At 71.4% G+C, this 21,255-nt stretch carries 16 protein-coding genes and 1 pseudogene; 4 read left to right on the forward strand and 13 right to left on the reverse strand.

All coding sequences use genetic code 11. The annotated features are described in order from the left end of the window. Window positions 1-157: 157 nt before the first annotated feature. The 6 genes from ACFQ7C_RS01440 to ACFQ7C_RS01465 all read right to left on the reverse strand — a co-directional run bounded on the left by ACFQ7C_RS01440 (window position 158) and on the right by ACFQ7C_RS01465 (window position 6,862). Window positions 158-1,033, reverse strand: coding sequence for a cation-transporting ATPase (locus ACFQ7C_RS01440; protein ID WP_378896944.1), 876 nt, complete (start codon window positions 1,031-1,033; stop codon window positions 158-160). Between the two features lie 219 nt (window positions 1,034-1,252). Then, the gene (locus ACFQ7C_RS01445; protein ID WP_378896947.1) at window positions 1,253-2,530 is read right to left on the reverse strand and encodes an ATP-binding protein; all 1,278 of its coding nucleotides are present in this window, start codon (window positions 2,528-2,530) and stop codon (window positions 1,253-1,255) included. Window positions 2,531-2,676: 146 nt separating this feature from the next. Beyond that, a complete protein-coding gene (locus ACFQ7C_RS01450; protein WP_378896949.1) occupies window positions 2,677-3,417 on the reverse strand; it encodes a cupin domain-containing protein in 741 nt (246 codons plus the stop codon). Window positions 3,418-3,439: 22 nt separating this feature from the next. Beyond that, complete coding sequence (locus ACFQ7C_RS01455) at window positions 3,440-4,354, reverse strand: PmoA family protein (protein WP_378896952.1); 915 nt, start codon at window positions 4,352-4,354, stop codon at window positions 3,440-3,442. Beyond that, window positions 4,351-5,466: a Gfo/Idh/MocA family protein gene (locus tag ACFQ7C_RS01460; protein ID WP_378896954.1), complete on the reverse strand. Its 1,116-nt coding sequence runs from the start codon at window positions 5,464-5,466 to the stop codon at window positions 4,351-4,353. Before ACFQ7C_RS01460 ends, ACFQ7C_RS01455 begins: the two co-directional genes overlap by 4 nt. 82 nt (window positions 5,467-5,548) lie before the next feature. Continuing rightward, window positions 5,549-6,862 (reverse strand): ABC transporter substrate-binding protein, encoded by a 1,314-nt coding sequence (locus tag ACFQ7C_RS01465; RefSeq protein ID WP_378896957.1) that lies wholly within the window; start codon window positions 6,860-6,862, stop codon window positions 5,549-5,551. Window positions 6,863-6,999: 137 nt separating this feature from the next. Between ACFQ7C_RS01465 and ACFQ7C_RS01470 the strand changes: the two genes are divergently transcribed. After that, window positions 7,000-8,007, forward strand: coding sequence for a LacI family DNA-binding transcriptional regulator (locus ACFQ7C_RS01470; protein WP_378896960.1), 1,008 nt, complete (start codon window positions 7,000-7,002; stop codon window positions 8,005-8,007). 33 nt (window positions 8,008-8,040) lie between these two features. On the opposite strand, the gene panB is transcribed toward ACFQ7C_RS01470, so the two are convergent. From panB to ACFQ7C_RS01490, 4 genes are all read right to left on the reverse strand, one after another. After that, entirely contained in the window at window positions 8,041-8,895 is an 855-nt protein-coding gene (gene panB, locus ACFQ7C_RS01475) for a 3-methyl-2-oxobutanoate hydroxymethyltransferase (protein WP_378896962.1), read from the reverse strand. Beyond that, window positions 8,895-9,737, reverse strand: coding sequence for a pantoate--beta-alanine ligase (gene panC / locus ACFQ7C_RS01480; RefSeq protein WP_378896965.1), 843 nt, complete (start codon window positions 9,735-9,737; stop codon window positions 8,895-8,897). The genes panB and panC overlap by 1 nt, the downstream gene beginning before the upstream one ends. Then, a complete protein-coding gene (locus ACFQ7C_RS01485; protein WP_378896967.1) occupies window positions 9,734-10,471 on the reverse strand; it encodes a DUF2520 domain-containing protein in 738 nt (245 codons plus the stop codon). The genes panC and ACFQ7C_RS01485 overlap by 4 nt, the downstream gene beginning before the upstream one ends. 122 nt (window positions 10,472-10,593) lie before the next feature. After that, entirely contained in the window at window positions 10,594-12,948 is a 2,355-nt protein-coding gene (locus ACFQ7C_RS01490) for an arylsulfatase (protein WP_378896969.1), read from the reverse strand. 458 nt (window positions 12,949-13,406) lie between these two features. Between ACFQ7C_RS01490 and helR the strand changes: the two are divergent. Then, a pseudogene (gene helR / locus ACFQ7C_RS01495) lies at window positions 13,407-15,564 on the forward strand (RNA polymerase recycling motor ATPase HelR). 428 nt (window positions 15,565-15,992) lie between these two features. Here helR and ACFQ7C_RS01500 read toward each other — a convergent pair. The 3 genes from ACFQ7C_RS01500 to ACFQ7C_RS01510 all read right to left on the reverse strand — a co-directional run bounded on the left by ACFQ7C_RS01500 (window position 15,993) and on the right by ACFQ7C_RS01510 (window position 18,490). Then, entirely contained in the window at window positions 15,993-16,487 is a 495-nt protein-coding gene (locus tag ACFQ7C_RS01500; RefSeq protein ID WP_378896972.1) for a hypothetical protein, read from the reverse strand. 47 nt (window positions 16,488-16,534) lie between these two features. Then, window positions 16,535-17,458, reverse strand: coding sequence for a S1C family serine protease (locus ACFQ7C_RS01505; protein ID WP_378896974.1), 924 nt, complete (start codon window positions 17,456-17,458; stop codon window positions 16,535-16,537). A 63-nt stretch (window positions 17,459-17,521) separates the two neighbouring features. Continuing rightward, window positions 17,522-18,490: a squalene cyclase gene (locus tag ACFQ7C_RS01510; protein ID WP_378896979.1), complete on the reverse strand. Its 969-nt coding sequence runs from the start codon at window positions 18,488-18,490 to the stop codon at window positions 17,522-17,524. Between the two features lie 154 nt (window positions 18,491-18,644). On the opposite strand from ACFQ7C_RS01510, the gene ACFQ7C_RS01515 reads away from it, so the two are divergent. Then, a complete protein-coding gene (locus ACFQ7C_RS01515) occupies window positions 18,645-20,540 on the forward strand; it encodes a transglycosylase domain-containing protein (RefSeq protein ID WP_378896982.1) in 1,896 nt (631 codons plus the stop codon). Continuing rightward, on the forward strand, window positions 20,537-21,250 hold the full coding sequence (locus tag ACFQ7C_RS01520) for a PASTA domain-containing protein (protein ID WP_378896985.1): 714 nt from the start codon (window positions 20,537-20,539) through the stop codon (window positions 21,248-21,250). The genes ACFQ7C_RS01515 and ACFQ7C_RS01520 overlap by 4 nt, the downstream gene beginning before the upstream one ends. Window positions 21,251-21,255: the final 5 nt, after the last annotated feature.

Below are 21,255 nucleotides of genomic sequence, written 5' to 3' on the forward strand. Positions count from 1 at the left end.
ATGGGGATGACGGATGCTGCGCCCCGCAGCATCCGTCCCCCTCAGGGTTTCGCTCTCCCTGTTTCGCGAGACTTCATTGGAGCGCCGAGAGCGCATCACGAGCGTGAAGTCTCGGCGCCCGCACGAAGTCTCGCGACGAGTAGTGGAAAGAGCCGGGTCAGCGGAAGAGGTCGCCGAGGCCGGGGAGCTCGAAGTTCGAGAGCTGCTCGCCCAGGCCCGTGACGGCCTCGCCGGCGCCGGCGAGCTGCTCGGACGCGCCGGAGACGAGGTCGCCGGCGCCTCCGAGGTCGACGCCGCCCGCGATCGCCTCGAGGTCGAGGCTTCCGGCGATCGCGTCGAAGTCGACGCCCATGGTGGCGGCTTGTGCCAGGAGCGGGACGGCGACGGTGCTGACCACGGCCGCGCCGGCGACCGCACCGAGCATGCCGCCGACGCCCACGAGGGCGGCGTTGCGCGCCATTCCCCCGCCCGCGGAGGCGCCGCGACCGCGGCGGCCGACGCGCGCGAGGAGACCGGCCATCGCGCCGGGACGCATCGCCTCCGTGCGGGCCGCCGCGCGCGCCAGGTCGGGCGCTTCGGCAGAGCGCGGCTGCTCGCCGGGACGCAGCTCGGAGCGCATGCCCGCCTGGACCTGCGCCCGCTGCTCGGGCGTGAGCCGCGCGAACGCCTCACGGTGGATGGCCTCGACCTGGTGCGGGTCGGACGTCTGCAGCAGATACTCGTAGCGGGCGATCGCCGCGCGGTCGGCGGCGGTCGCGGGCGCGCTGCCGGAGGCCGTGGTCGCGCCGGGCGCGCTCGACGCCGGGGGCGGTGTGAGGCCGACCGGCGCAGCCGCCGCGGAGGCGACGGGCGCCGGCGGCCACGGGGCGCTCGCGGGCGGTGCAGCCGCGGGGCGCTGATCGCCGGTGACGGCACCGGCGACATCGCGCACCATCGAGCGCCAGTCCGTGCCGCCGCCGGGCTTGCCGTTCGACGAGCCGGACGAGTCGAGGGCCTTGGCGGCGAGGCCGAAGAGACGGTTGAGCGAGCTCATGGGGTTTCCTTCCGGGTGGGAGACGTGGCGTGACGAAGAACGCCAAGGTCTCCTCCGCCCCGAAGGGCCGGCAGCCCGGGATCCGGCGCTGGATCCGTAGTGACGAGCGTGCCGCAGGCGGGAGTACTCCCCTTGTGCGAACCAGCCTAGGGCGAGGCCGCAGCCGTTCCGCCCGTTCGGCGCCGTGGCCGCCGCACTCTCAGCAGATTGATCGATTCCCTACAGGCGGCCGACGGTCTCGATGTCCTCGAGGAAGTCGGCGGCGACCTGCGCCGACACCGTGGCGCGCGTGCCGGCGATGGCCGCGGTGTAGTCGTCCATGAACGGGCCCTCGGGCTCGTCTGCACCCGAGTCCACGGCGTTCTCGAGAGCGGACTGCGACGCCTTGCGCGCGGCGAACTCGATGTCGGCCGGCGAGAAGCCGTCGGTCATCGCGACCAGCTCGTGCACGTCGATCCCGACCGCGGCCTCCGGGATGTAGCGGCGCCAGATCGCGTCGCGCGCCTGCTGATCGGGGAGGCCGATCGGGATGACGTAGTCGAAGCGACCGTGCCGGAGGAACGCGGCATCCAGCGATCTGATGAAGTTCGTCGCGCAGATGAGGAGGCGTCCGGGCTGCTCGCGGAAGGCGGGGATGATCTTGAGGAGCTCGTTCGTGACGCCCTGCGTCGGCGACGGCGGCTCGCCCTGGCGGTGCGACGCGATCTCCTCGACCTCGTCGATGAAGACCACGGCGTGCTCGAGTTCCGCGATGGTGGCGAACGTCTCGCGCAGCGCGCCGGCGAGGCCGCCGGGGTGCGCCGCGAGGCGGGACGGGAACACCTCGACGAACGACCACTCCAGGCGGGACGCGATCGCCTTGGCGAACGTCGTCTTGCCGGTGCCGGGTGGGCCGAACAGCACGATCGCGCGCGGCGGCACCACGCCGAAGCGCTCGGCGAGCTCGGACTGCGCCAGCGGCAGCACGACCCGTCGCTCGAGCAGCTCCTTCTCGGTGTTCATGCCGCCCACGGCGTCCCACAGGCCCCGGGGCAGCACGCGTCCCCCGAGCTCGGCGAGGCGCTTGAGCTCCTCGCGCTGGACGGGGATGTGCCGCTCGAAGTAGTGGAGGTCCTGCTTGAGCGCGAACCCCTGGTGCAGGAACGCGCCCATCTTCGTCTCGGCAGCGGGCATGAGCGCGGACAGCTTGGAGATGCCCTGCGGCGCCATCCGCGCCTCGAGCGCGGCGAGGAGCGACGAGCCGATGCCCATGCCGCGTACATGCGAGGCGGTGGCGAGGAACACCACCCACCCCTGCGCGTGCGCGGCGCGGCCGATCGCGGCACCGACCACCTGCTCGCCGACGACCGCGACCACGGCATGGTCCTTCGCGCACGACGCGAGCACCTCGGAGAGGCTGTAGACCGGATCCACGCCCTCGGCGGTCACCTGCTCCCAGAGACGCAGGATGCCGTCGACGTCGTCGGCGTGATAGTCGCGGATGCGCCAGCCTGCCATGGCCCGGACTCCCTTCGGTGCGAGATGGGTCGCCTCAGGGTACCGAGGGCATCAGGGGCCGGGCTGCCGTGTGACGACCCAGGTCGGCCGTCGGGCGGGGCCGACCGTGCCGAAGCCGCTGCCGTCCCCGTCGTCTCCCCCAAAGGTCAGCGGGTGGCGGGTGCGTCGCTCACGTCGTACGCGCGAAGCCGTCCGCACATGCCGAAACCGCGTTCGCCCACGAGCGACGGAGCCTGCGACACCACCGCCGCGGAGAGGTGCCCGGCGTCGCCGGCAGCGAGCGCCCGGACGATGTCGAGGCTGTGCGCGGCCTGCACCGCGGGACCTCGCTCGACGATGCCCGACCAGTCCGCCGCGCGCTCCCGCACCAGCCGTGCGGCAGCGGCGTGGAACTCCTGCAACGGCCCGAAGTCGCCTGCCCTCGCAGCGTCGCGGAGGACGAGGAATCCCTCGACCGCGAGATCGCGTCGGCGGGCCGCCGCCTCGGCCCGTGCTCCGAGGGGTCCGGGCGGCAGAGCGGCCGCCGCGGCGTAGCGGGCGGGGTCGGCGACGATGTCGGCAGGGAACGTCATCACCGCGTCACCCGCTTCAGGCAGGCCGGCGTTGCCCATGATCACGAGCACCTCGAGGTCGCCGTGGTTCACCGCGCGGTGGATCGTGCCGGGGGTGAACCACACCACCGATCCTTTGCCCAGCGCGGTCTCGCGCGCTCCGGCCGGATCCAGCGTGTGGAGCTCGCCGCGACCGCCGATGACGACGTAGCACTCGGTCGACGCGAGGTGCAGATGTGGGCTGCCGCCGCGCAGCCCGTCGGGCGCGGCGTCGTCGTAGACGTCGAGCAGGGTCACGGAGGTGGCGCCGGGGAAGGTGGGCGCGGTGTCGGTCACGAAAGCTCCTCTCCCTCAGGGCTCAGACTACGACCGGCTGAAGGATGCCTCGCAGCACGTCTGCGAGCGGCTCGGCAGCATCCGCTCCCCCGTCCGCGATGCCCACGGCATAGCGGAACCGCACCGTCTCACCCGGGGCCACGACGACCTCCTCGCTGAAGAAGGGCGCGGGGTTCAGCGCGGCGAACTCCTCGGAGCGCGCGAACCACTGCGGCGGGTGGTGCGGGTTCGCGGCGTCGTCGAGCATGAGCACGAGCGACGTCGCGTCGACGTCGTCGTGGCGGCCGACGAAGCCCATCCACTCGAAGCGCGCACCGCGCACGTCGTCGCCGGCGCCTGTGGCTCCGGGCGCGACCAGGGTCCCGTCCGTGAAGGAGCGGGGTCCGCGCCAGAACAGCCCTCCGTAGCCGGCGTTCTCGCGGCCCTTGGTCGTGGGCGACCCGATGGCGATAGGGGCTCCCGACACGTTCGTGAGCCGCGTGTCGAAGGTGAGGGCCCAGGCCTCGTCCGACACGATCTCGGCGGTCAGTTCGCGCCGCTCGGTGAACAGCACGTCCCCCGTCTCGGTGATCCACCGCAGCGCGTGCGAGACCGTGGCGCGGTCACCCCCGTCGAGCTCGAGCGCACCCTCGTGCTGCTGTACGCCGTTGTTCGGCAGCTGCACGTAGAACTGCCCGTGGACGTACGTCGGCCCGCCCCAGAAGTTCTCGTCGTTCACGACCGGCAGGGCCCAGGCGATGCCCTTGTGCCACACGTGGTCGTGCGGACGGAACAGGCTCACGACGTCGCCGTGGCGCGTGCGGATGGGGTGCAGGTACGGCTTCGGCGACTCCAGCGGCACCGTCGTCGGCTGGTACACGTAGGTGAAGAGGTCGACATCGCCGTCGTGGACGGTGACGGACGAGCCGAGCTGGTGCGTGAGGCGGAGCGCCCTCATGCGAGCACCGCCTTGACGGCCGCCCACGGAACGATGCCGCCGCTCATCGACCGGACGAAGGGGTCGTCGCCGACGAGCTCCCCCGCGTCGATCGCGACGCCCCGGAACGCCGACGCATACGTGGCGGCGGCGAACTCGAGCGTGCGCCGCGCCTCGGCGAGGTCGACGCCGGGAGCCTCGCCTGCCTCGAGAGCATCGAGGATGGCGCGCACCTGGTCGAGGTGGCCGCTGGTCGCGCCGCTGTCGAGCCCCTCGGCCCAGCGGGCCGAGAGGTGCTCGTGGCCGGGCGCGGGAGTGAACGTCCAGTCCTCGCTCGTGTACCCGTACAGGTGGCGCACCTCGACGGACGCGTACTCGAAGTCGAAGCGCAGCCGCGACGTCTCGTGAGGCGAGACGAGCGAGTTCACGACCGTCGCAAGCGCTCCGTTGCCGAAGCGCACGATCGCCATCGAGACGTCTTCCGTGTCGGTGGGTCGCAGCTGCCGCGCGGCGTACGCGCTCACCTGCGACCATTCTCCGAAGATCGCGAACAGCAGATCGAATTGATGGATGCCGTGCCCCATGGTCGGACCGCCGCCCTCGACGTCCCATCGCCCGCGCCACGGCATGTCGAAGTACTCGTCGGGGCGGTACCAGAGCGTCTCGCACGTGGCCACGAGCGGTCGGCCGAGCTCACCGCCGCCGACCAGGGCCTGGAGGTGCCGGGCGGCGGCGCCGAACCGGTGCTGGAACACGGTGAGGACGGGCACTCCGGTCTCGGCCTGCACCGCTGCGAGCTCGTCGACCTCCGCGAGCGTGAGCGCCGTGGGCTTCTCGACGAGCGACGGCACGCCGGCGCGCATCGCCTCGATGGCGAGCGGTGTGTGCGTCTGCGGCGGCGTGCAGACGTGCACGAGGTCGAGCGTCTCGTTCGCGAACAGCTCGGCGGCGTCGGAGTAGACGCGGTCGACGCCGAACCTCTCGGCGAAGGCGTTCGCACGCGCGGGGTCCAGGTCGACCACTCCGGCGATCGCGACACGGGGGGCGAGGGCGGTGAGGGCTTCGGCGTGGGCGTGGGCGATGCCGCCGGTGCCGATGATGCCGACGCGGAAGGGCGGGCGGGGTGCGGACATGATGTGTCGTCCTTCTGTGCAGAGGAGGGGAGGACGACAGGCGCGGCCCGGGACAAGTCGAACCGCGCCTGTCGAGTGCGGATCACTGGGAGAGGACGATGTCCATCTCGGTGAAGAACTGGTCGACGGCCTCATCCACGGTGATCGTTCCGAAGTTCAGCTCGATGCCGATCTGGCGGAACTTGTCTTCGATGGTGCCGTAGCCCGTGACGGGCACCGGCGGCGCGTCTCCCAGGCGATCGGCGACCGATGCCTCGTAGTCCGCGATCTGCTGGTTGATGCCGTCGAGACTCGCGCCCGACATCGCGGTCTCGGACGCGGGGAACCCGCGGTTGGTGCCGAACACCTCGCCGGTCACCGGGTCGTTGACGAGGAAGTCGATGAGGATGGCTGCGGCCTCGGGGTGGTCGGTTCCTGCGGAGGCCGACAGCAGCATGCCCGCCTTCTTGTAGAGGTCCTTGGCGCCCTTCTCGGTCACCGGCGGGGCCGTGATCTGCAGCTCGGTGTACGGCTCGCCCAGGTTGGCGAGGTAGCTCACGCCGAAGCTGTCCCACGTCATCTCGCTCGTCTGCTGCGCGGTGTCGAAACCGGTCATCGGCATCGTCTCCTCGAGGCGCTGCTGCGGGATGACGACGCCGTCGCGCAGCTCCTGCCCGGACTTCCAGTACGCGCGCAGCTCGTCTTCGGTGAAGTTCACCTCGCCGTCCTCGGTGAAGAGATCCTTGCCCTTGGCGCGCTGCTGGATCTCGAAGCTCTGGATCCGCCCGGTGTAGTCGGCGCCTCCCCAGACCTCGACGCCCTTGGCCTTCGCGGCGTCGGTGACCTCCGCCATCCAGTCGTGGTAGTCCTGCCAGTCGCCCTCTTCGAACGGCTCGACGCCGATCTCCTCGAGCAGCACGCTGTTCTGATACATGCTCCAAGCGTTCGTCGAGATCGTGATCCCGGTGGTGACGCCGTCGATCTCGCCGATCTGGAGCACGTTCTCGGACAGGGGCTCGGTGTCGATGAGCGAGCCGAGGTACGGCGTCAGGTCGAGGAACAGGCCGTTCTCGGCGTACTGGCGGAGGTAGTTGATGTCGGTCTGCATCACGTCGGGGAGCCCGCCGCCCGCCGCTTCGGTCTGCCGCTTCTCCCAGTACTCGGGGAAGCCGAGGAACGATGTGTTCACCGTGATGTTGGGGTGCTCCTCGTGGAACGCCTCGAGCACCTCGTTGTACATCTCGGCACGCACGTCGTTGCCCCAGAAGGCGAAGTCGAGAGTCACCTTTTCGTCGGGATCGTACGTGGGGGCGGTCTCGCCGGCGGGCGCCGAACCGGAGCAGCCGGTCAGTGCCAGGCCGAACGCGGCCACGGCGGCCACCGCGCCGGCGGCGGCCTTCTTCCTGCGTGTGAACATCATCGTCCTTTCGGAATGCGGTCGAGGTGTCGGGAAGACGCAAGTGAACCTTCACTTAGTGATCGATCACTTCGTTGAGAAGTGAGAATAGTGAAGGTTCACAATCTGTGTCAACATGGACGTCGGAAGGAGGCGCCGTGACCGACACCGCATCGCACCGCCGGCCCACGATCATGGAGGTCGCCCACCTGGCCGAGGTCTCGCACCAGACGGTGTCGCGCTACTTCCGCGCACCCGACGGCCTGAAGCCCGCCACCAAGGCGCGGGTGCAGGCCGCGGTCGAGCAGCTGAACTACCGCCCGAACCTCGTCGCACGCTCGATGCGCACGCGTCAGACCGGCCGGCTCGCCGTGGTCGTACCCACCCTCGCGTACAGCCCGGCGCGCATGCTCGCCGGCGCGAGCGCCGCGGCGCACCGGGCCGGGTACGCGGTCGAGGTGCTCGCCCTCGAGGGCGGTGCCGCCGAGCGCACCGAGCGGGTCGCCGAACTTGCGGACTCCGGACAGGTCGACGGCATCGTGTCGTTCGCGCCCGTTCTCGCCTCGCTCGACCTGCAGGCGTCGAGCGGCACGCTGATCGTCGCGTCGGCCGACTTCGACGACGAGATGCGCGGCATCGGCGAACTGGCCGATGCCTCGGCGCTCGTCGAGGTCATCGAAGGGCTCGCCGCCCTCGGCCACCGCAGCTTCGTCCACGTCACCGGAGACCTGCAGTTCGCCTCGGCCCGCGCCCGCCGCGACACGTATCTCGCCACGCTCGACCGGCTCGGGCTCGAGTCGTATGAGGTCGTCGAAGGCGACTGGTCGGCCGAGGCCGGCATGGCCGCCGTGCGGTCCCTCCCCGACCGCGGGGGCCCCACCGCCGTGGTGGCGGCCAACGACCTCGTCGCGGCCGGCGTGATCCGCGCCGCGCTCGACCGCGGGCTGCGGGTGCCGGGCGACCTCAGCGTGAGCGGCTGGGACGACCAGCCGCTGGGCCGGCTGCTGAGCCCGGCGCTCACCACCGTCGAGATCGACCTCGAGGGTCTGGGCTCACGGGCGATGACCCGGCTCATCTCGGCACTGCGCAGCGAGCCCGCTCCGGCCGAGCCGCAGCAGCTCCACCGCGTCATCTGGCGCGAGTCCACCGGACCCGCCCCACGATGAGCCGTGCGCGTGGCGCGGCGGCAGCATCCGTCCTCAGTCGCGCCCGTCGAGCGCCGCGCGGGCGGCTTCGATCGCGACCTCTGTCGCCGAGTAGCCGTGCTCGGGGCCGGGGAAGACCCCGCCCCGGACCTCGCGCGCATAGGCGGCGACGCCGGCCACCATGTCGGGGCCGATGGCGCCGTAGCGCTTGACGAACGCGGCGGTCTTGCCCTCGGTGATGCCGAGCAGGTCGTGGATCACGAGCACCTGACCGTCGGCCGGGCCGGCGCCGATGCCGATCACCGGGATCTCGAGCGCCGGCAGCACCACCGCCGCCACATCGGCCGGCACGGCTTCGATGACGAGCACGCTCGCCCCGGCGTCCTGCACGGCGAGGGCTTCGCGCACGACGCGCGCGGCCGACTCCGCGGTGCGCCCCTGGGCGCGGAGGCCGCCGAGCGCCACCGCGGTCTGCGGCGTGAGGCCCACGTGGGCGACGATGGGGATGCCGGCTTCGGCGATCGCGCGGATGCGGCTCAGCCGCGCCTCTCCCCCGCCCTCGAGTTTGACGGCGTCGGCGCCCGCCTCCTTGACGAACCGGATCGCGGTCTCGACCGCTTGTGCGTCCGACACCTCCGTCGACCCGAACGGCAGGTCCGCGACCACGAACGCCGAACGCACGCCGCGGCGCACCGCGCCCGCGAGCACGAGCATCTCCTCCACCGTGACCGAGACGGTGGAGTCGTGTCCGAGCACCACCTGGGCTCCGGAGTCGCCGACGAGCACCATGTCGACCTCGGCCTGCTCCGCGGTGCGGGCGGTCGGGTAGTCGTAGGCCGTGACCATCACGATCGGCTCACGGCGGGACTTCATCTCGGCGAGTCGCTGCAGGGTGACCTGTGCGCGCATCACGCACCTCCTAGGACGGTGTTGTCGATGAGCCGCGTGCGTCCGACGCGGGCCGCGATCGCGACGAGTACGGGTCGGGCGACCGCGGTGACGGGCGCGAACGTGATCGGGTCGACGAACGCCACATACTCGGGATGGATGCCGGACGCCTCGAGCGTCGCCAGTGCTCGGGCGCGCAGCGCCTCGGTGTCGGCGATGCCGGAGGCCGCAGCATCCGTCACCTCCTGGAGCGCATGCGGGATGGCGAGGGCCTGCGCGCGCTCTTCGGGCGAGAGACGGATGTTGCGGCTGGAGCGGGCGAGGCCGTCGGTGTCGCGTGAGGTGGGGCACACGACGATCGTGACCGGGATGCCGAGATCGGCCACGAAGCGGCGGATGACGGCGACCTGCTGCGCGTCCTTCGCACCGAAGTAAGCGTGGTCGGGGAGCGCCGCGAGCAGCAGCTTCGTCACCACGGTGGCGACGCCGTCGAAGTGCGCGCGGCCGCGCTCGGCGCCCTCGAGGGTCTCGGCGAGGGGGCCGGTGACGCTCACGGTGGTCGCGAAGCCGGCCGGGTAGACCTCGCCGGCGTCCGGCGCGAACACGACGTCGACCCCCTCCGACGCGGCGAGCGCGAGGTCGGCCTCCTCGGTGCGGGGGTAGGCGGCGAGGTCGGACGGCTCGTTGAACTGCGCCGGGTTGACGAAGATCGTCATGACGACGGTGTCGTCGGTCTTGCGCGCGGAGCGCAGGAGCGTCGCGTGGCCCTCGTGGAGGGCGCCCATCGTGGGGACCAGGCCTATGCTGCCGCTGCGCTCTCGCAGCACGGCGCGGAGGTCGGCGACGGTGCGGGCGACGATCACGGTGCCACCTCCTGGCGCGCGTGGAGGTCCCGCGTCGCGGCGACCAGGGCATCGAAGAGGTCGGTGCGCTCAGGCAGGCGCTCGGCGACGGCGGCGCGCTGACGGGCGACGGTCTCCTCGTCGCCACGGGCGATGGGCCCGGTGAGTGCCGCGGCACCGCTCGCCTGCCAGTTCGCGACGGTCGCTCGCACCAGCGGTCCGAGGGCCTCGCGCGGGACCCCCGCCGTGGCGGCCAGCTCTTCGGCGAACGACTCGAGCGTCACGAGGAAGTTCGATGCGATCGACGCCGCCGCGTGGTACGCGGGCCGGTCGGCATCGGACACGTCGAACGGCGTCATGCCGAGTGCCTCGGCGAGCAGGTGCGCGGTCGCGAGCGCACGGTCGGTCGATCCGGCGACAGCCGCCGGAACGCCTGCGAACGAGGTGTCGCCCGTCACGGTGGTGAGGGGATGGATGCCGAGTGCCTCATGCGGTGCGAGCGACTCGAGCGTCGTCGCGCCCGAGAAGTGGCCCACCAGACGGCCGGGTGCGACGTGGGACGCCGCGGCGGCGATCTCGGCATCCGGCACCGCAAGGAGCACGACGTCGGCGGTGTCGCCCGTCGCGGCGCGGCCGAGGGGGCCGTGCACGTCGACGCCCGCTTCCCGGAGTGCCGAGGCCATCGCGCGTCCGATCCGGCCGTCGCCGACGATCACGACGCGGGCAAGCGCGTGCGCGGGGTGCGAGTCCGGCATCGTCGTCGTCTCCCGTCACGGCGCATGGATCCGGTCCAGGACGGCTGAACCAGGTTCAAAAATACCCGAGAGGCCGCCGGCGGCGCCCACGGGCACCTCCGGCGGCCTCGGTGCGGGTGTCGCTAGGCCTGAGCGGGCACCTTGTACGCGATGTGCACGCGGGTGATCTCGCCGTCGAACGCGAACGGCATCTTGTCGGCGTACGCCCGCGAGACGGCGCCGCCGTACGCGCGCCCGACGTCGAGGCAGTCGTTCGCCGAGAACAGCAGCGGAGCGCTGACCGGCACGGTGCCCGATGCGACCTCTGCTCCGTCGACGCGCAGCACCACGCTCAGGGGTCCGCCCGGTCGCAGCTCGAGGTACGAGGTCTCGATCTCGATCGTGTGGTCGCCCGGGGAGAGGGGCTCGGACGCCGCGACGGTCGTCCGCTGCACGAGGAACAGGTTGTACTCGTACGTCAGGACACCGTCGACGACGAACGCCGTGAGCCCGCCCCCCGCGCCGCCGAGCTTGTAGAGCACGCCATCGGCCTTCTCCCCGACCTTCACCTCGATCGTCACGACGTTCGGCTTGTTGCCGAGAGCCGGGGCGCAGAACTCGGGCACGCGGAACGTGTCGCCCGAGAGCTCCCACTCGGTGTAGGGCGGCGCGATGCGCAGCTCGGGGTGCAACGGCGCGATCCAGAGACCGCCGCCGACGGGGAGCACCTTGTTCTTCGCCGCCTCGATCGCGAACAGCTCCTTGAGGCCCGCGAGCTTCTCGGGATGCTGCTCCGCGACGTCGTGTGCCTGGCTCCAGTCCTCGTCGAGGTTGTACAGCTCCCAGGTGTCGTGGTCGGGCGTCCACGTCTGGATCCCAGGTGGAACACCGGGCACCCAGGGGAGGCGAGGCCCCGTCGTCGACGCGAGCCAGCCGTCCTCGTAGATCGACCGGCTGGCCATGATCTCGAAATACTGCACCCGGTGCCTGCCGTCGGCGGACTTGTCGTCGATCGAGTAGGCGAAGCTCGTGCCGTCGATGGGATCCTGCGGCACACCGTTGACGGTGTCGGGATGCGTGATGCCGAGGATCTCGTAGATCGTGGGCGCCAGGTCGATCACATGGTGGAACTGGGTGCGAGGAACCGGGTCGTGCTCGATGCGCCCCGGCCACTGGATGAACATCGGGTTGCGCGTGCCCCCGAGGTGCGAGGCCATGAGCTTCATGCCCTGGTACGGCGACGACCCCGCCCAGGCCCACGCCGCGTGGTACTGGTTGTCGGTCGCCGGGGTGCCGAGCGCGTCGAGGCCGCCGAGCTCCTCGAGTGCCGCGATGTGCTGATCGACCGTGGTCGGGATCATGTTCTGGGCGAGCAGCTCGCTGATCGTGCCGTTCTGCCCTTCTCCCGAGGAGCCGTTGTCGCCCCAGATGTAGATGACGATCGTGTCGTCGATGTAGCCGAGTCGCTCGAGCTCGTCGACGAGGCGGCCGGCCTGCACGTCGGCGTGCTCGCCGAATCCGGCGCACACCTCCATGAGGCGCGCCTGGAACGGCTTCTGGTGATCGGGGACGTCATCCCAGCCCTGCAGCGACTCTGGCCGCGGCGTGAGCACGGCGTCCTCGGGAACCCAGCCGGCCGACTTCGCGCCGGCCAGCGCGTCCTCGCGGTAGGCGTCCCAGCCGTCGTCGAACACACCGGCATACTTGTCGGCCCACTCCTTCATGATGTGGTGCGGGCCGTGGATCGCGCCGGTGGCCCAATACATGAAGAAGGGCTTGTCGGGGGCGAGCGCCTTGTGATCGCGCAACCACGCGATGGCGTCGTCGGCGATGTCCTCGCTGAGGTGATAGCCCTCCTCCGGCGACTTCGGCGGCAGCACGGACGTGGTGTTGCGGACGAGGTTGGGCTCGTACTGCGACGCCTCGCCCGCGAGGAAGCCGTAGAAGTACTCGAAGCCGTTCCCGGTCGGCCAGTTGTCGTACGGGCCGGCCTTGGTCGTCTCCTCTGCGGGAGTGTTGTGCCACTTGCCCCAGGCGGCCGTGGAGTAGCCGTAGTTGCGCAGCACCTCCGCCATCGTGGCGCTGCTCTTGGGGATGTGCCCCGAGTATCCGTCCCAGTCGGCCGCGAGCTCGGCGATCTGACCGGCACCCACGCGGTGGTGGTTGCGCCCGGTGAGCAGCGCCGCGCGGGTCGGTGAGCACATGGCCGTGGTGTGGAAGCGGTTGTAGCCGATGCCGCCCTCGCGGATGCGCTCGAGCGTCGGGGTGTTCACCCTGCCGCCCAGGGGTGCGGGGAGAGCCGGACCGGCGTCGTCGATGAGGATGACGAGCACGTTGGGCGCGTCCTCGTTGAGGTGGCGCTCCGGCGGCAGCGGCGAATAGGTCGATTCGGCGAGCGTGCGCCCCGCGTAGCTGCCCGAGGGCTTCGGCGGGAAGGGAAGCGTCCGCGCGGGGGGAAGCGGAGCCCCCACGATCGATTCGCGATGGCCGTCGGTCATGTCGTGCTCCTGTCGTCGCGCCGAGGCCGGAAGGACGAGGGAGGTGGTCCGGCCGGGCGGCACACCCACGCAGGATCGGCGACAGGGAGGACAGGACTGCAGGCGGCGACCCAGGCTTCGGCTCGTCGTTCGGATCCCCCCAGGACCGGCTGCAGAGCATGCGCCTGGTTCGCATCCTAGGGGCGAGCCTCGACGGCTGACAACGATCGGGAGGCGAACACCGGGTGACATCGCGGCGAGGTGTTTCGCCACCCGGAGATCACGGCGGGGCCCGCGCACGCAGAGACGCCAACTTCCTGCCGCTCCCAGGATATCCGGGGGTGGGGGCCTTGCGGCAAGGGCCCCTCGGGGGCGCATGCTGGTCGGTCGCGACGCGCCCCCGCCCTCCTCCGCCCCATTCCTCCGCCTCAGCCCGCGTCGCGCAGCCGCCAGGAGCCGATGCCGTGAACACCTTTCCGATCAGTGATCCGAACCCGTCCTCTCCCCCAGCCGTCGTCACCGCATTCCGCCTCCCCGAACGCCTCGCCGCCAAATCCGACCCTGCGCTGATCGGCGGCGACGAAGAGCACTTCGCCGCGATCGCCGACACCCTCGACAGCTCGATCGCGGGCCTCGAGGGGCGCCTCGACGAGCTGCGCCGCCGCCCTGGCGGTCATGGCCAGGCGGGCGTCGAGCGCGACATCGAGATCCACCGCGTCTCTGCGCGGCTGCGGGTGCTCCGGCGCTTCTCGATCGACGCGTGCCTCGGCCGCATGGTTCCCGACGACTCCGAGCCCGTCTACATCGGCCGCTTCGGACTGACGGATGCTGCGGGCCGCCGCCTGCTCGTGGACTGGCGGACGCCCGCCGCCGAGCCGTTCTTCGCCGCGACGCACGCCCACCCCTCCGGCCTCGTGAGCCGCCGCCGCTATCGCTGGACCGGCGGGCGCGTCACCGACTACTGGGATGAGGTCTTCACCGCCGCGGGGCTCGATCACCACGCGGCGCTCGACGACCAGTCCGCGTTCATCGCGAGCCTCGGCGCCAGCCGCTCACCACGGATGCGCGACGTGCTGGGCACGATCCAGGCCGACCAGGACGCCATCATCCGCGCCGGCTCGCGCGGCGCCCTCGTCGTCGACGGCGGCCCGGGCACCGGCAAGACGGTGGTGGCGCTGCACCGCGCGGCCTACCTCGTCTACTCCGACCCGCACCTCGGCGGGGGGGCGCGGCGGCGTGCTGTTCGTCGGCCCGAGCCCCGCCTACCTCTCCTACGTCGAGGACGTGCTCCCGAGCCTCGGCGAAGAGAGCGTGCAGACGTGCACTCTGCGCGACCTCGTGGCCGAGGGGCCGGCCGCCGGACCCGAGACCGATCCCGTCGTGGCGCGTCTGAAGGCCGACGCCCGCATGGTCGACGCGATCGAGCCCGCGGTGCGGCTGTACGAAGAGCCACCCGCCGAAGGGCTCCTCGTCGAGACACCGTGGGCGGAGCTGTGGCTCGATCCGCAGGGCTGGGCCGAGGCGTTCGCCTCCGCGGAGGCGGGTCTGCCCCACAACGAGGCGCGCGACCAGGTGTGGGAGACCGTGCTCGACATCCTCACCGACCAGGTCGACGGCGAAGCGGTGCCGCTGCACCAGCTGCGACGCGCGCTGGCCCGCAACGAGGACCTGACGCGCACCTTCGCCCGTGCGTGGCCGCTGGTCGAGGCATCCGTTCTCGTCTCGGATCTGTGGAGCGTCCCCGCGTATCTGCGCCGCTGCGCGCCGTGGCTCCGACCGCATGAGATCGAGGCGCTGCAGCGAACGGATGCCTCGGCCTGGACCACCGCGGACCTCCCGGTGCTCGACGCCGCCCGGCGCCGGCTGGGCGATCCTGGGGCGTCGCGGCGTCGGCGCGAGCGCGAGGCGAGGCTCGCGCAGGAGCGGGAGTACATGGCGCAGGTGGTCGACCGGCTCAAGGAGGCCGGTGACGAGATGATGCAGTGGCTGGACGGCGACGACCTGCGCAACAGCCTGGTCGACGAGTCGGTGCTCGACGCGGTGGACCCCGACCTGCTCGCGGGGCCGTTCGCGCACGTGATCGTCGACGAGGCGCAGGAGCTCACCGATGCGGAATGGCGGATGCTGCTGGCCCGCTGTCCGTCGCGCAGCTTCACGGTGGTCGGCGACCGAGCGCAGGCACGGCATGGGTTCCACGAGTCGTGGCAGGAGCGGCTGGAGCACGCGGGCCTGACCGGGGTGGGGGTGTCGTCGCTGACCCTCAATTACCGCACACCCAGCGAGGTGATGGCCGAGGCCGAGCCGGTGATCCGCGCGGCGATCCCCGACGCGAACGTGCCGACGTCGATCCGGTCGATCGGGGTGCCGGTGCGGCACGCCCCGGTGTCGGAGCGCGACGCCGTGCTGGCGGACTGGCTCGAGGCGCACGCCGAGGGCGTGGCGTGCGTCATCGGCGATCCCTCGTTCGCACCGCAGGAGCGGGTGCGGTCGCTGACCCCGGAGCTCGCGAAAGGGCTCGAGTTCGACCTCGTCGTGCTCGTCGAGCCGTCGACGTTCGGCGAGGGGATCGAGGGCGCGGTCGACCGTTACGTGGCGATGACGCGAGCGACCGAGCGGCTGGTGGTGCTCGAGGGGTAGGTGGGGGTCGTCGATCTCACGCCGGTGGCGCTCGCGCAAGTACGCTCGACGCCATGACGATCCGGCGAGCGATGCCCGGTGATCTCGCTGGGATCAACGCCGTACACGCCGCATGCGGGCGGTCAGCCTGGGACGGCACGGTGCTGGAGGACTCGGCAGACCGCTTCGTGGCGGTCGCCGTCATCGGCGGAGTGATCGTCGGCGCCGGCAAGACGCACTTCCAGGCCCAGCCGCGGTCTACTACTTCACGGACGAGGACAACGCGGCCTCATTGCGGCTGCACGCCGGCTTCGGCTTCGTCGAGCTCGCGAGGCTGCCCGCCATCCTGGGAGCGCGTGCGAACCGCGAGAACCTCATACTGTTCCGGGCGGCTCGGCCGGAGCTGCCGTGACGCAGCCGCCGGTGGCCGGCATACCTGCCGTGACGTGTCAGCTGCGCTGAACGTAGTGCCGCACGGCGTCGTCTCGCTCCACCAGGAACCGGTCGTCCTCCGGGTAGTACACCGCCCTGTCGATGTCTTCGCCGGCGAATCCTCGGATGCTCTCCCAGCTGTCCCATCGCGAGACCGTCAGGATCTCGGTCAGGCCGTCGGGGAGTTCGCGTGTCAGGGTCCACGCGTCCTGATTCCCGGGAATCGCGCGATACTCCTCGATCCCGGTCCGCTCGACGTACTCGACGTAGTCGTCGCGGTCCTCGGTACGGATCACTCCGCGCCACATCCGCACGATGCTCTGCTCACCGCTCCTGCCGCCCGGCGCGGGGTGGCGGCCGTGGTCTGCGACGTCCGGCTCTGCCCGCGCGACGTCCGCGACCTCCTCCTCGGGGCGCGGCGGGATCGTCTCGTCGACTTCGAGCTCGGGGATGCTCGACTCACCCGGCCCCGGAACGTGGGCCTGAGAGAAGTGCTCGTCATACGCGGACACGGCGACTCCTTCCTTCGGCGACAGTCACAGCGTAGATCCACGTGCGGTCAGCGCACCCGCAGTTCCTCCGGCAGCACCACGACATCGACGAGGGCGCCGTTGCGCCAGACCGTCATCTCCATGCGACGGCCGATCGCGCCTTCGACCATGCGCCTCTGCAGCGCCGTCGGGTCGGCGATCGTGACGCCGTCGAGCGAGAGGACGATGTCGCCGACGCGCGCGCCGGCCACGGCGGCCGGACTGCTGGGCACGACGGAGACCACCTGCATCCCGACCTTCGACCCGGCCTTCGCCGCCACGTCGGGACCGAGCGGCACCGTCGAGCCCGCGATGCCCAGCCACGCCCGGCGCACACGGCCGTGGGTCCGAAGAGCGTCGATGATCTCGCGCGTCGTCGTGTTGATCGGGACCGCGAGACCCAGGCCGATGCCGGCCACGGCGGTGTTCACCCCGATCATGCGGCCGGCGCTGTCGGCGAGCACGCCGCCGCTGTTGCCCGGGTTGAGCGCGGCGTCCGTCTGGATGACCTCGTCGATCACCCGCCCCGACCGCGTGGGCAGCGAGCGGCCGAGCGCCGACACGATGCCCGCGGTCACGCTGCCCGAGAACCCGCGCGGGTTGCCCAGCGCGACGACGAGCTGCCCGACCCCGAGTCCCGAAGCATCGCCCATCGTCAGCGGCGGCGGCGTCTCGACGTCCGCGCGCAGCACCGCCAGGTCCGACAGCGGATCAGCGCCGATGACGGATGCTGCGGCCACGGAGCCGTCCGGAAACGCGACCTCCACCCCGATCGCACCCTCGACGACGTGTGCGCTCGTGAGCAGGTGCCCGTCCGAGGTGATGACCGACGCGCTCCCCGCACCGGCGCCCTGCCTCGTCCGCACGGTCACCGCGGCGACGGAGGGCAGCACGATCTGCGCGACGCGCATGACCGTCGAGGAGTAGGCGTCGAGCGCCTCATGGTCGTCCACGAGACCAGTGTCGACCCGTGCCGGCCGCCACGGCCCGCGTTCGCCGATGGCGGAAGACGCACGTCAGGGCGCAGCATCCCACCAATCCAGCACCCGGGTGCCGATCAGCGTGAGCCAGCGCGACGGCTCGCCCTCGCCGACATCGACGTCGAACCAGGTGCGCCCGGGCAGCGGGGTGGTCTGCAGCCAGGTGCCGTCCGGCTGCCGGGCGGCGCGCACGACCTCGATCGCGTCGGCGAGACGGGGATCGGGCGGGGTGCCCTCGAGCAGCGCGACGTCGCGGAAGTGGTCGAGCGCGGCCAGCGCGCTGTAGCGATGCCGGTTCGGGTAGACGAAACGGGTGACGAAGTCGCCGACCACCTCGCCGGTCGTCGCGCGGTTCATGAGATGCCGCGAGAGGAGGTACTCCTCGCCGCCGCGGCGGGCGTCGCGCATGCTCGTGTCGCCGGTGATCCGCTCGTACGCGAGGATGCCGCGTGCCGCGTTGAGCGTCGAATGGAACGAGGAGCGCACCGAGTCGCCTTCTTCGGCCTCGCAGTTCCAGCCGCCGTCGGCGAGGCGATGCTCGGGGAACCACGCCACGAGGCGTGAGACGTCGGCGCCGAGCCACGCGCCGCTCGCCAGCGTGTACGAGTTGATGCAGACATCCACCTCGCCGCCCCAGTAGGGCAAGTCGTCGTATTCCCACCGGCTGTTCGCGGCGATCCTGCCGGCGGTCCCGTCGAGCACGGCCGCGTCGACGCCCCACTCGCGGAGGTCCTTCAGCACCCAGGTCGTCGCCACCCAGGGCTGACCGGGCTCGTCCGCCGCGGCGCTGCCGAAGAACCCGGCCGGGAAGAAGGCGCCGCCGGCCCATTGTCCGTCGGCATCCTGTTCCGCGAGGAGCCGGGCACCGAACCCCTTGGTCGCCACACGCGCCCGCGTCGCCTCCCAGACCTCGGGCGGAGCCGAGGCGAGATCCCGCTGCACCTGCCAGCGCAGCGCAGGGTCGGAGTCGAGCAGCCAGTCGAGCAGATCCTGGTCGATGGTCATGCGGGCAGGCTAGCCACCGCCGCCGACAACGTCGATCCCCGCGCACCGCTCCGGCCACGGGGCCGGGTGGAGGCCGTAGGCGCCGCGGCGGCATCCACCTGGCGCATAGCCTCGTCACCAGAACCGCCCAGCCCCGATTCCTACGCTCGGGCCCATGCCCGAATCCCGACGACGGGCGAGCCTCGGCGGTCTCGCCGGTCTGCTCGGCCTCAGCGCCCTTGCCGGAGTCCTCGTCGCCGCGACGGTCACGCCGGCGGTCGCCCTCACCGGCGCCGCGGCGTCGCAGGCGATCACCCTGTTCGACAGCCTCCCCGCCACGCTCGAGATCGACCAGCTGATGGTGCCGAGCAACTTCTACGCGACCGACCCCGAAACCGGCGAGGCCGTGCTGATGGCGCAGTTCCTCGAGCAGGACCGCACGCCCGTGACCCACGACCAGATCTCACCGGTCATGTACGACGCGATCCTGTCGAGCGAGGACCCGCGCTACTACGACCACGGCGGCGTCGACATCATCGGCACGACCCGTGCCGTGCTGTCGAACCTCGAGGGCGGCGGAGAGACCCAGGGCGGATCGACCATCAGCCAGCAGTACGTCAAGAACGTCCTCGTGCAGCAATGCGAGGCGACGGCGAAGACGCAGGAGGCGAAGTACGACTGCTGGGCGGAGGCGACCACGTCGGCCGGAACGGCGGGCATCGAGCGCAAGCTGCAGGAGATGCGTTACGCCGTCGCACTCGAGCAGACGTACTCCAAGGACGAGATCCTGCTCGGCTACCTCAACATCGCCAACTTCGGCGGCACTACGTACGGCGTCGAGGCGGCGGCGCGCTACTACTTCGGCACGACCGCCGCGAACCTGACGCTCGGACAGGCGGCGACCCTCGCCGGCATGGTGCAGAACCCGAACAGCTACCGGATCGACCGCCCCGCGGGCTCGATCACGACCTCCGACGGGACGGCGCTCAACAAGGCACCCGATGGCTCCGTCGACGACGCACAGGGCGCGCAGCTGTCGGCACTCGACACGCTGCTCGCCGACGGCTCGATCACGCAGGAGCAGCACCTCGCAGCCGCCGACGGCTACACCGCGACCAAGGGCAGGCAGCTCTACGTCCTCAGCCGCATGCTCGACGACGGGAAGATCACGCGCGACCAGTACGTCGCCGCCGCGATCGAGCCCATCACCCCGACGGTCACCCCCACGGTGACCGGCTGCGCCGCCGCGGGTGGCGCGGCGTACTTCTGCGAGTACGTGAAGGACGTGATCCTCGACGACGCGGCGTTCGGCGAGACGGCGACGGACCGATGGCAGACCCTCCAGCGCGGCGGTCTGAACGTCTACACGACCCTCGACTCGCGCGTGCAGTCGGCCGCCGAGGAGGCCATGACGCGGTATGCGCCGTCCTCCGCCGACATGCCCGAGTCGAGCGGCTACTCGACGGGACGGTTCGGTTCCACGACCGTGAGCATGGAGGCATCGACGGGGCGGATCCTCGCGATCGCGCAGAACACGACCTACAGCGAGGACGCCGCCGTCGACGACGATCCGGAATACTCGTCGCTCGTCTTCGCGGGAGACCTCGCGATCGGCGGCTCGACGGGCTTCAGTGCCGGCTCGACGTTCAAGCTGTTCACCCTGCTCGACTGGCTCGAGCAGGGCCACTCGGTGAACGAGACGCTCGACGGCCGGCTGCGGGTGTTCGACCACCTCGCCAACTCGTGTGACGGCGACTGGGACAACACGTCGAACACCCTCGTGAACAACTTCGGCAAGGCGGCCGGACGCGTCGGCACGCCGCTGCAGTTCACGGCCTCGTCGCTGAACACGGGCTACTTCGCCATGGCGGAGAAGCTCGACCTGTGCAACATCCAGGACGTGGCGGCCCGGCTCGGGGTCACGCAGACCGACGGCACGCCGATCTCGATGCAGGACCTCGGCTCGATCATCGGCACGGCGGCGGTGTCGCCGATCGCGATGGCCGCGCCGCCTACGCCAGCGTCGCGAACGGCGGCACGTTCTGCCGGCCGCGGGTCATCGATCGGGTGACGGATGCTGCGGGCACCGAGATCGCGAAGCCCGAGAGCACGTGCACCCAGGCGCTCGATCCCGGTGTCGCGGCGACCGCCGCCTACGCGCTGCAGTCGGTGATGTCGTCGGGCGGAACGGGAACCGCGGGCAACCCCGGCGACGGCACACCGCTCCTCGGCAAGACCGGAACCCACGAGGCGTGGCAGACCTGGATGATCGAGTCGAGCACCGCCGTGACGACGGCGACGTGGGCGGGCAACGTCGAGGGCTTCGGCGACGTGTTCAACACCTGGCACGAGGGCACGCGGCTGTCGGACGTCCGATACCGCATCGGCAGGGCGGTGCAGGCCGCCGCGAACGCCGCCTACCCCGGCACCGACTTCCCGAGCCCGGACGCGCAGCTGACGAAGACCTCGCAGGCGACGGTGCCCGACGTCACGGGGATGAGCGTCGCCGACGCCCAGAGCCGGCTCCAGGCCGCGGGATTCGTCGTACAGGTCGGCGACCCCGTGGAGTCCGACGTCGCGGCGGGGCTCGTGGCGCTTCAGGACCCCGGCGCGGGGCGCACCACCGCCGGCGCGACCGTCACGATCCGCGCGAGCTCCGGCCCGCGCACGCCGACCCCGGATACCGGCAGCGGCGAGGGCGGCGGCAACGTGAACGAAGGCGGCGCCGGGAACGGAGGCAGCGGCGGCGGCGATGGAGGCGACAGCGGCGACGACAACTGACCGAG

The organism is Microbacterium sp. NPDC056569, assembly GCF_042793475.1.
In the GTDB taxonomy this organism is placed as follows: domain Bacteria; phylum Actinomycetota; class Actinomycetes; order Actinomycetales; family Microbacteriaceae; genus Microbacterium.

Excerpts from the sequence above, each read along its gene's own strand:
- ACFQ7C_RS01440 (WP_378896944.1), bottom strand. The coding sequence starts at position 1,033 with ATGAGCTCGCTCAACCGTCTCTTCGGCCTCGCCGCCAAGGCCCTCGAC.
- ACFQ7C_RS01445 (WP_378896947.1), bottom strand. The coding sequence starts at position 2,530 with ATGGCAGGCTGGCGCATCCGCGACTATCACGCCGACGACGTCGACGGC.
- ACFQ7C_RS01455 (WP_378896952.1), bottom strand. The coding sequence starts at position 4,354 with ATGAGGGCGCTCCGCCTCACGCACCAGCTCGGCTCGTCCGTCACCGTC.
- ACFQ7C_RS01460 (WP_378896954.1), bottom strand. The coding sequence starts at position 5,466 with ATGTCCGCACCCCGCCCGCCCTTCCGCGTCGGCATCATCGGCACCGGC.
- ACFQ7C_RS01465 (WP_378896957.1), bottom strand. The coding sequence starts at position 6,862 with ATGTTCACACGCAGGAAGAAGGCCGCCGCCGGCGCGGTGGCCGCCGTG.
- panB (WP_378896962.1), bottom strand. The coding sequence starts at position 8,895 with ATGCGCGCACAGGTCACCCTGCAGCGACTCGCCGAGATGAAGTCCCGC.
- ACFQ7C_RS01485 (WP_378896967.1), bottom strand. The coding sequence starts at position 10,471 with ATGCCGGACTCGCACCCCGCGCACGCGCTTGCCCGCGTCGTGATCGTC.
- ACFQ7C_RS01490 (WP_378896969.1), bottom strand. The coding sequence starts at position 12,948 with ATGACCGACGGCCATCGCGAATCGATCGTGGGGGCTCCGCTTCCCCCC.
- ACFQ7C_RS01510 (WP_378896979.1), bottom strand. The coding sequence starts at position 18,490 with ATGACCATCGACCAGGATCTGCTCGACTGGCTGCTCGACTCCGACCCT.
- ACFQ7C_RS01515 (WP_378896982.1), top strand. The coding sequence starts at position 18,645 with ATGCCCGAATCCCGACGACGGGCGAGCCTCGGCGGTCTCGCCGGTCTG.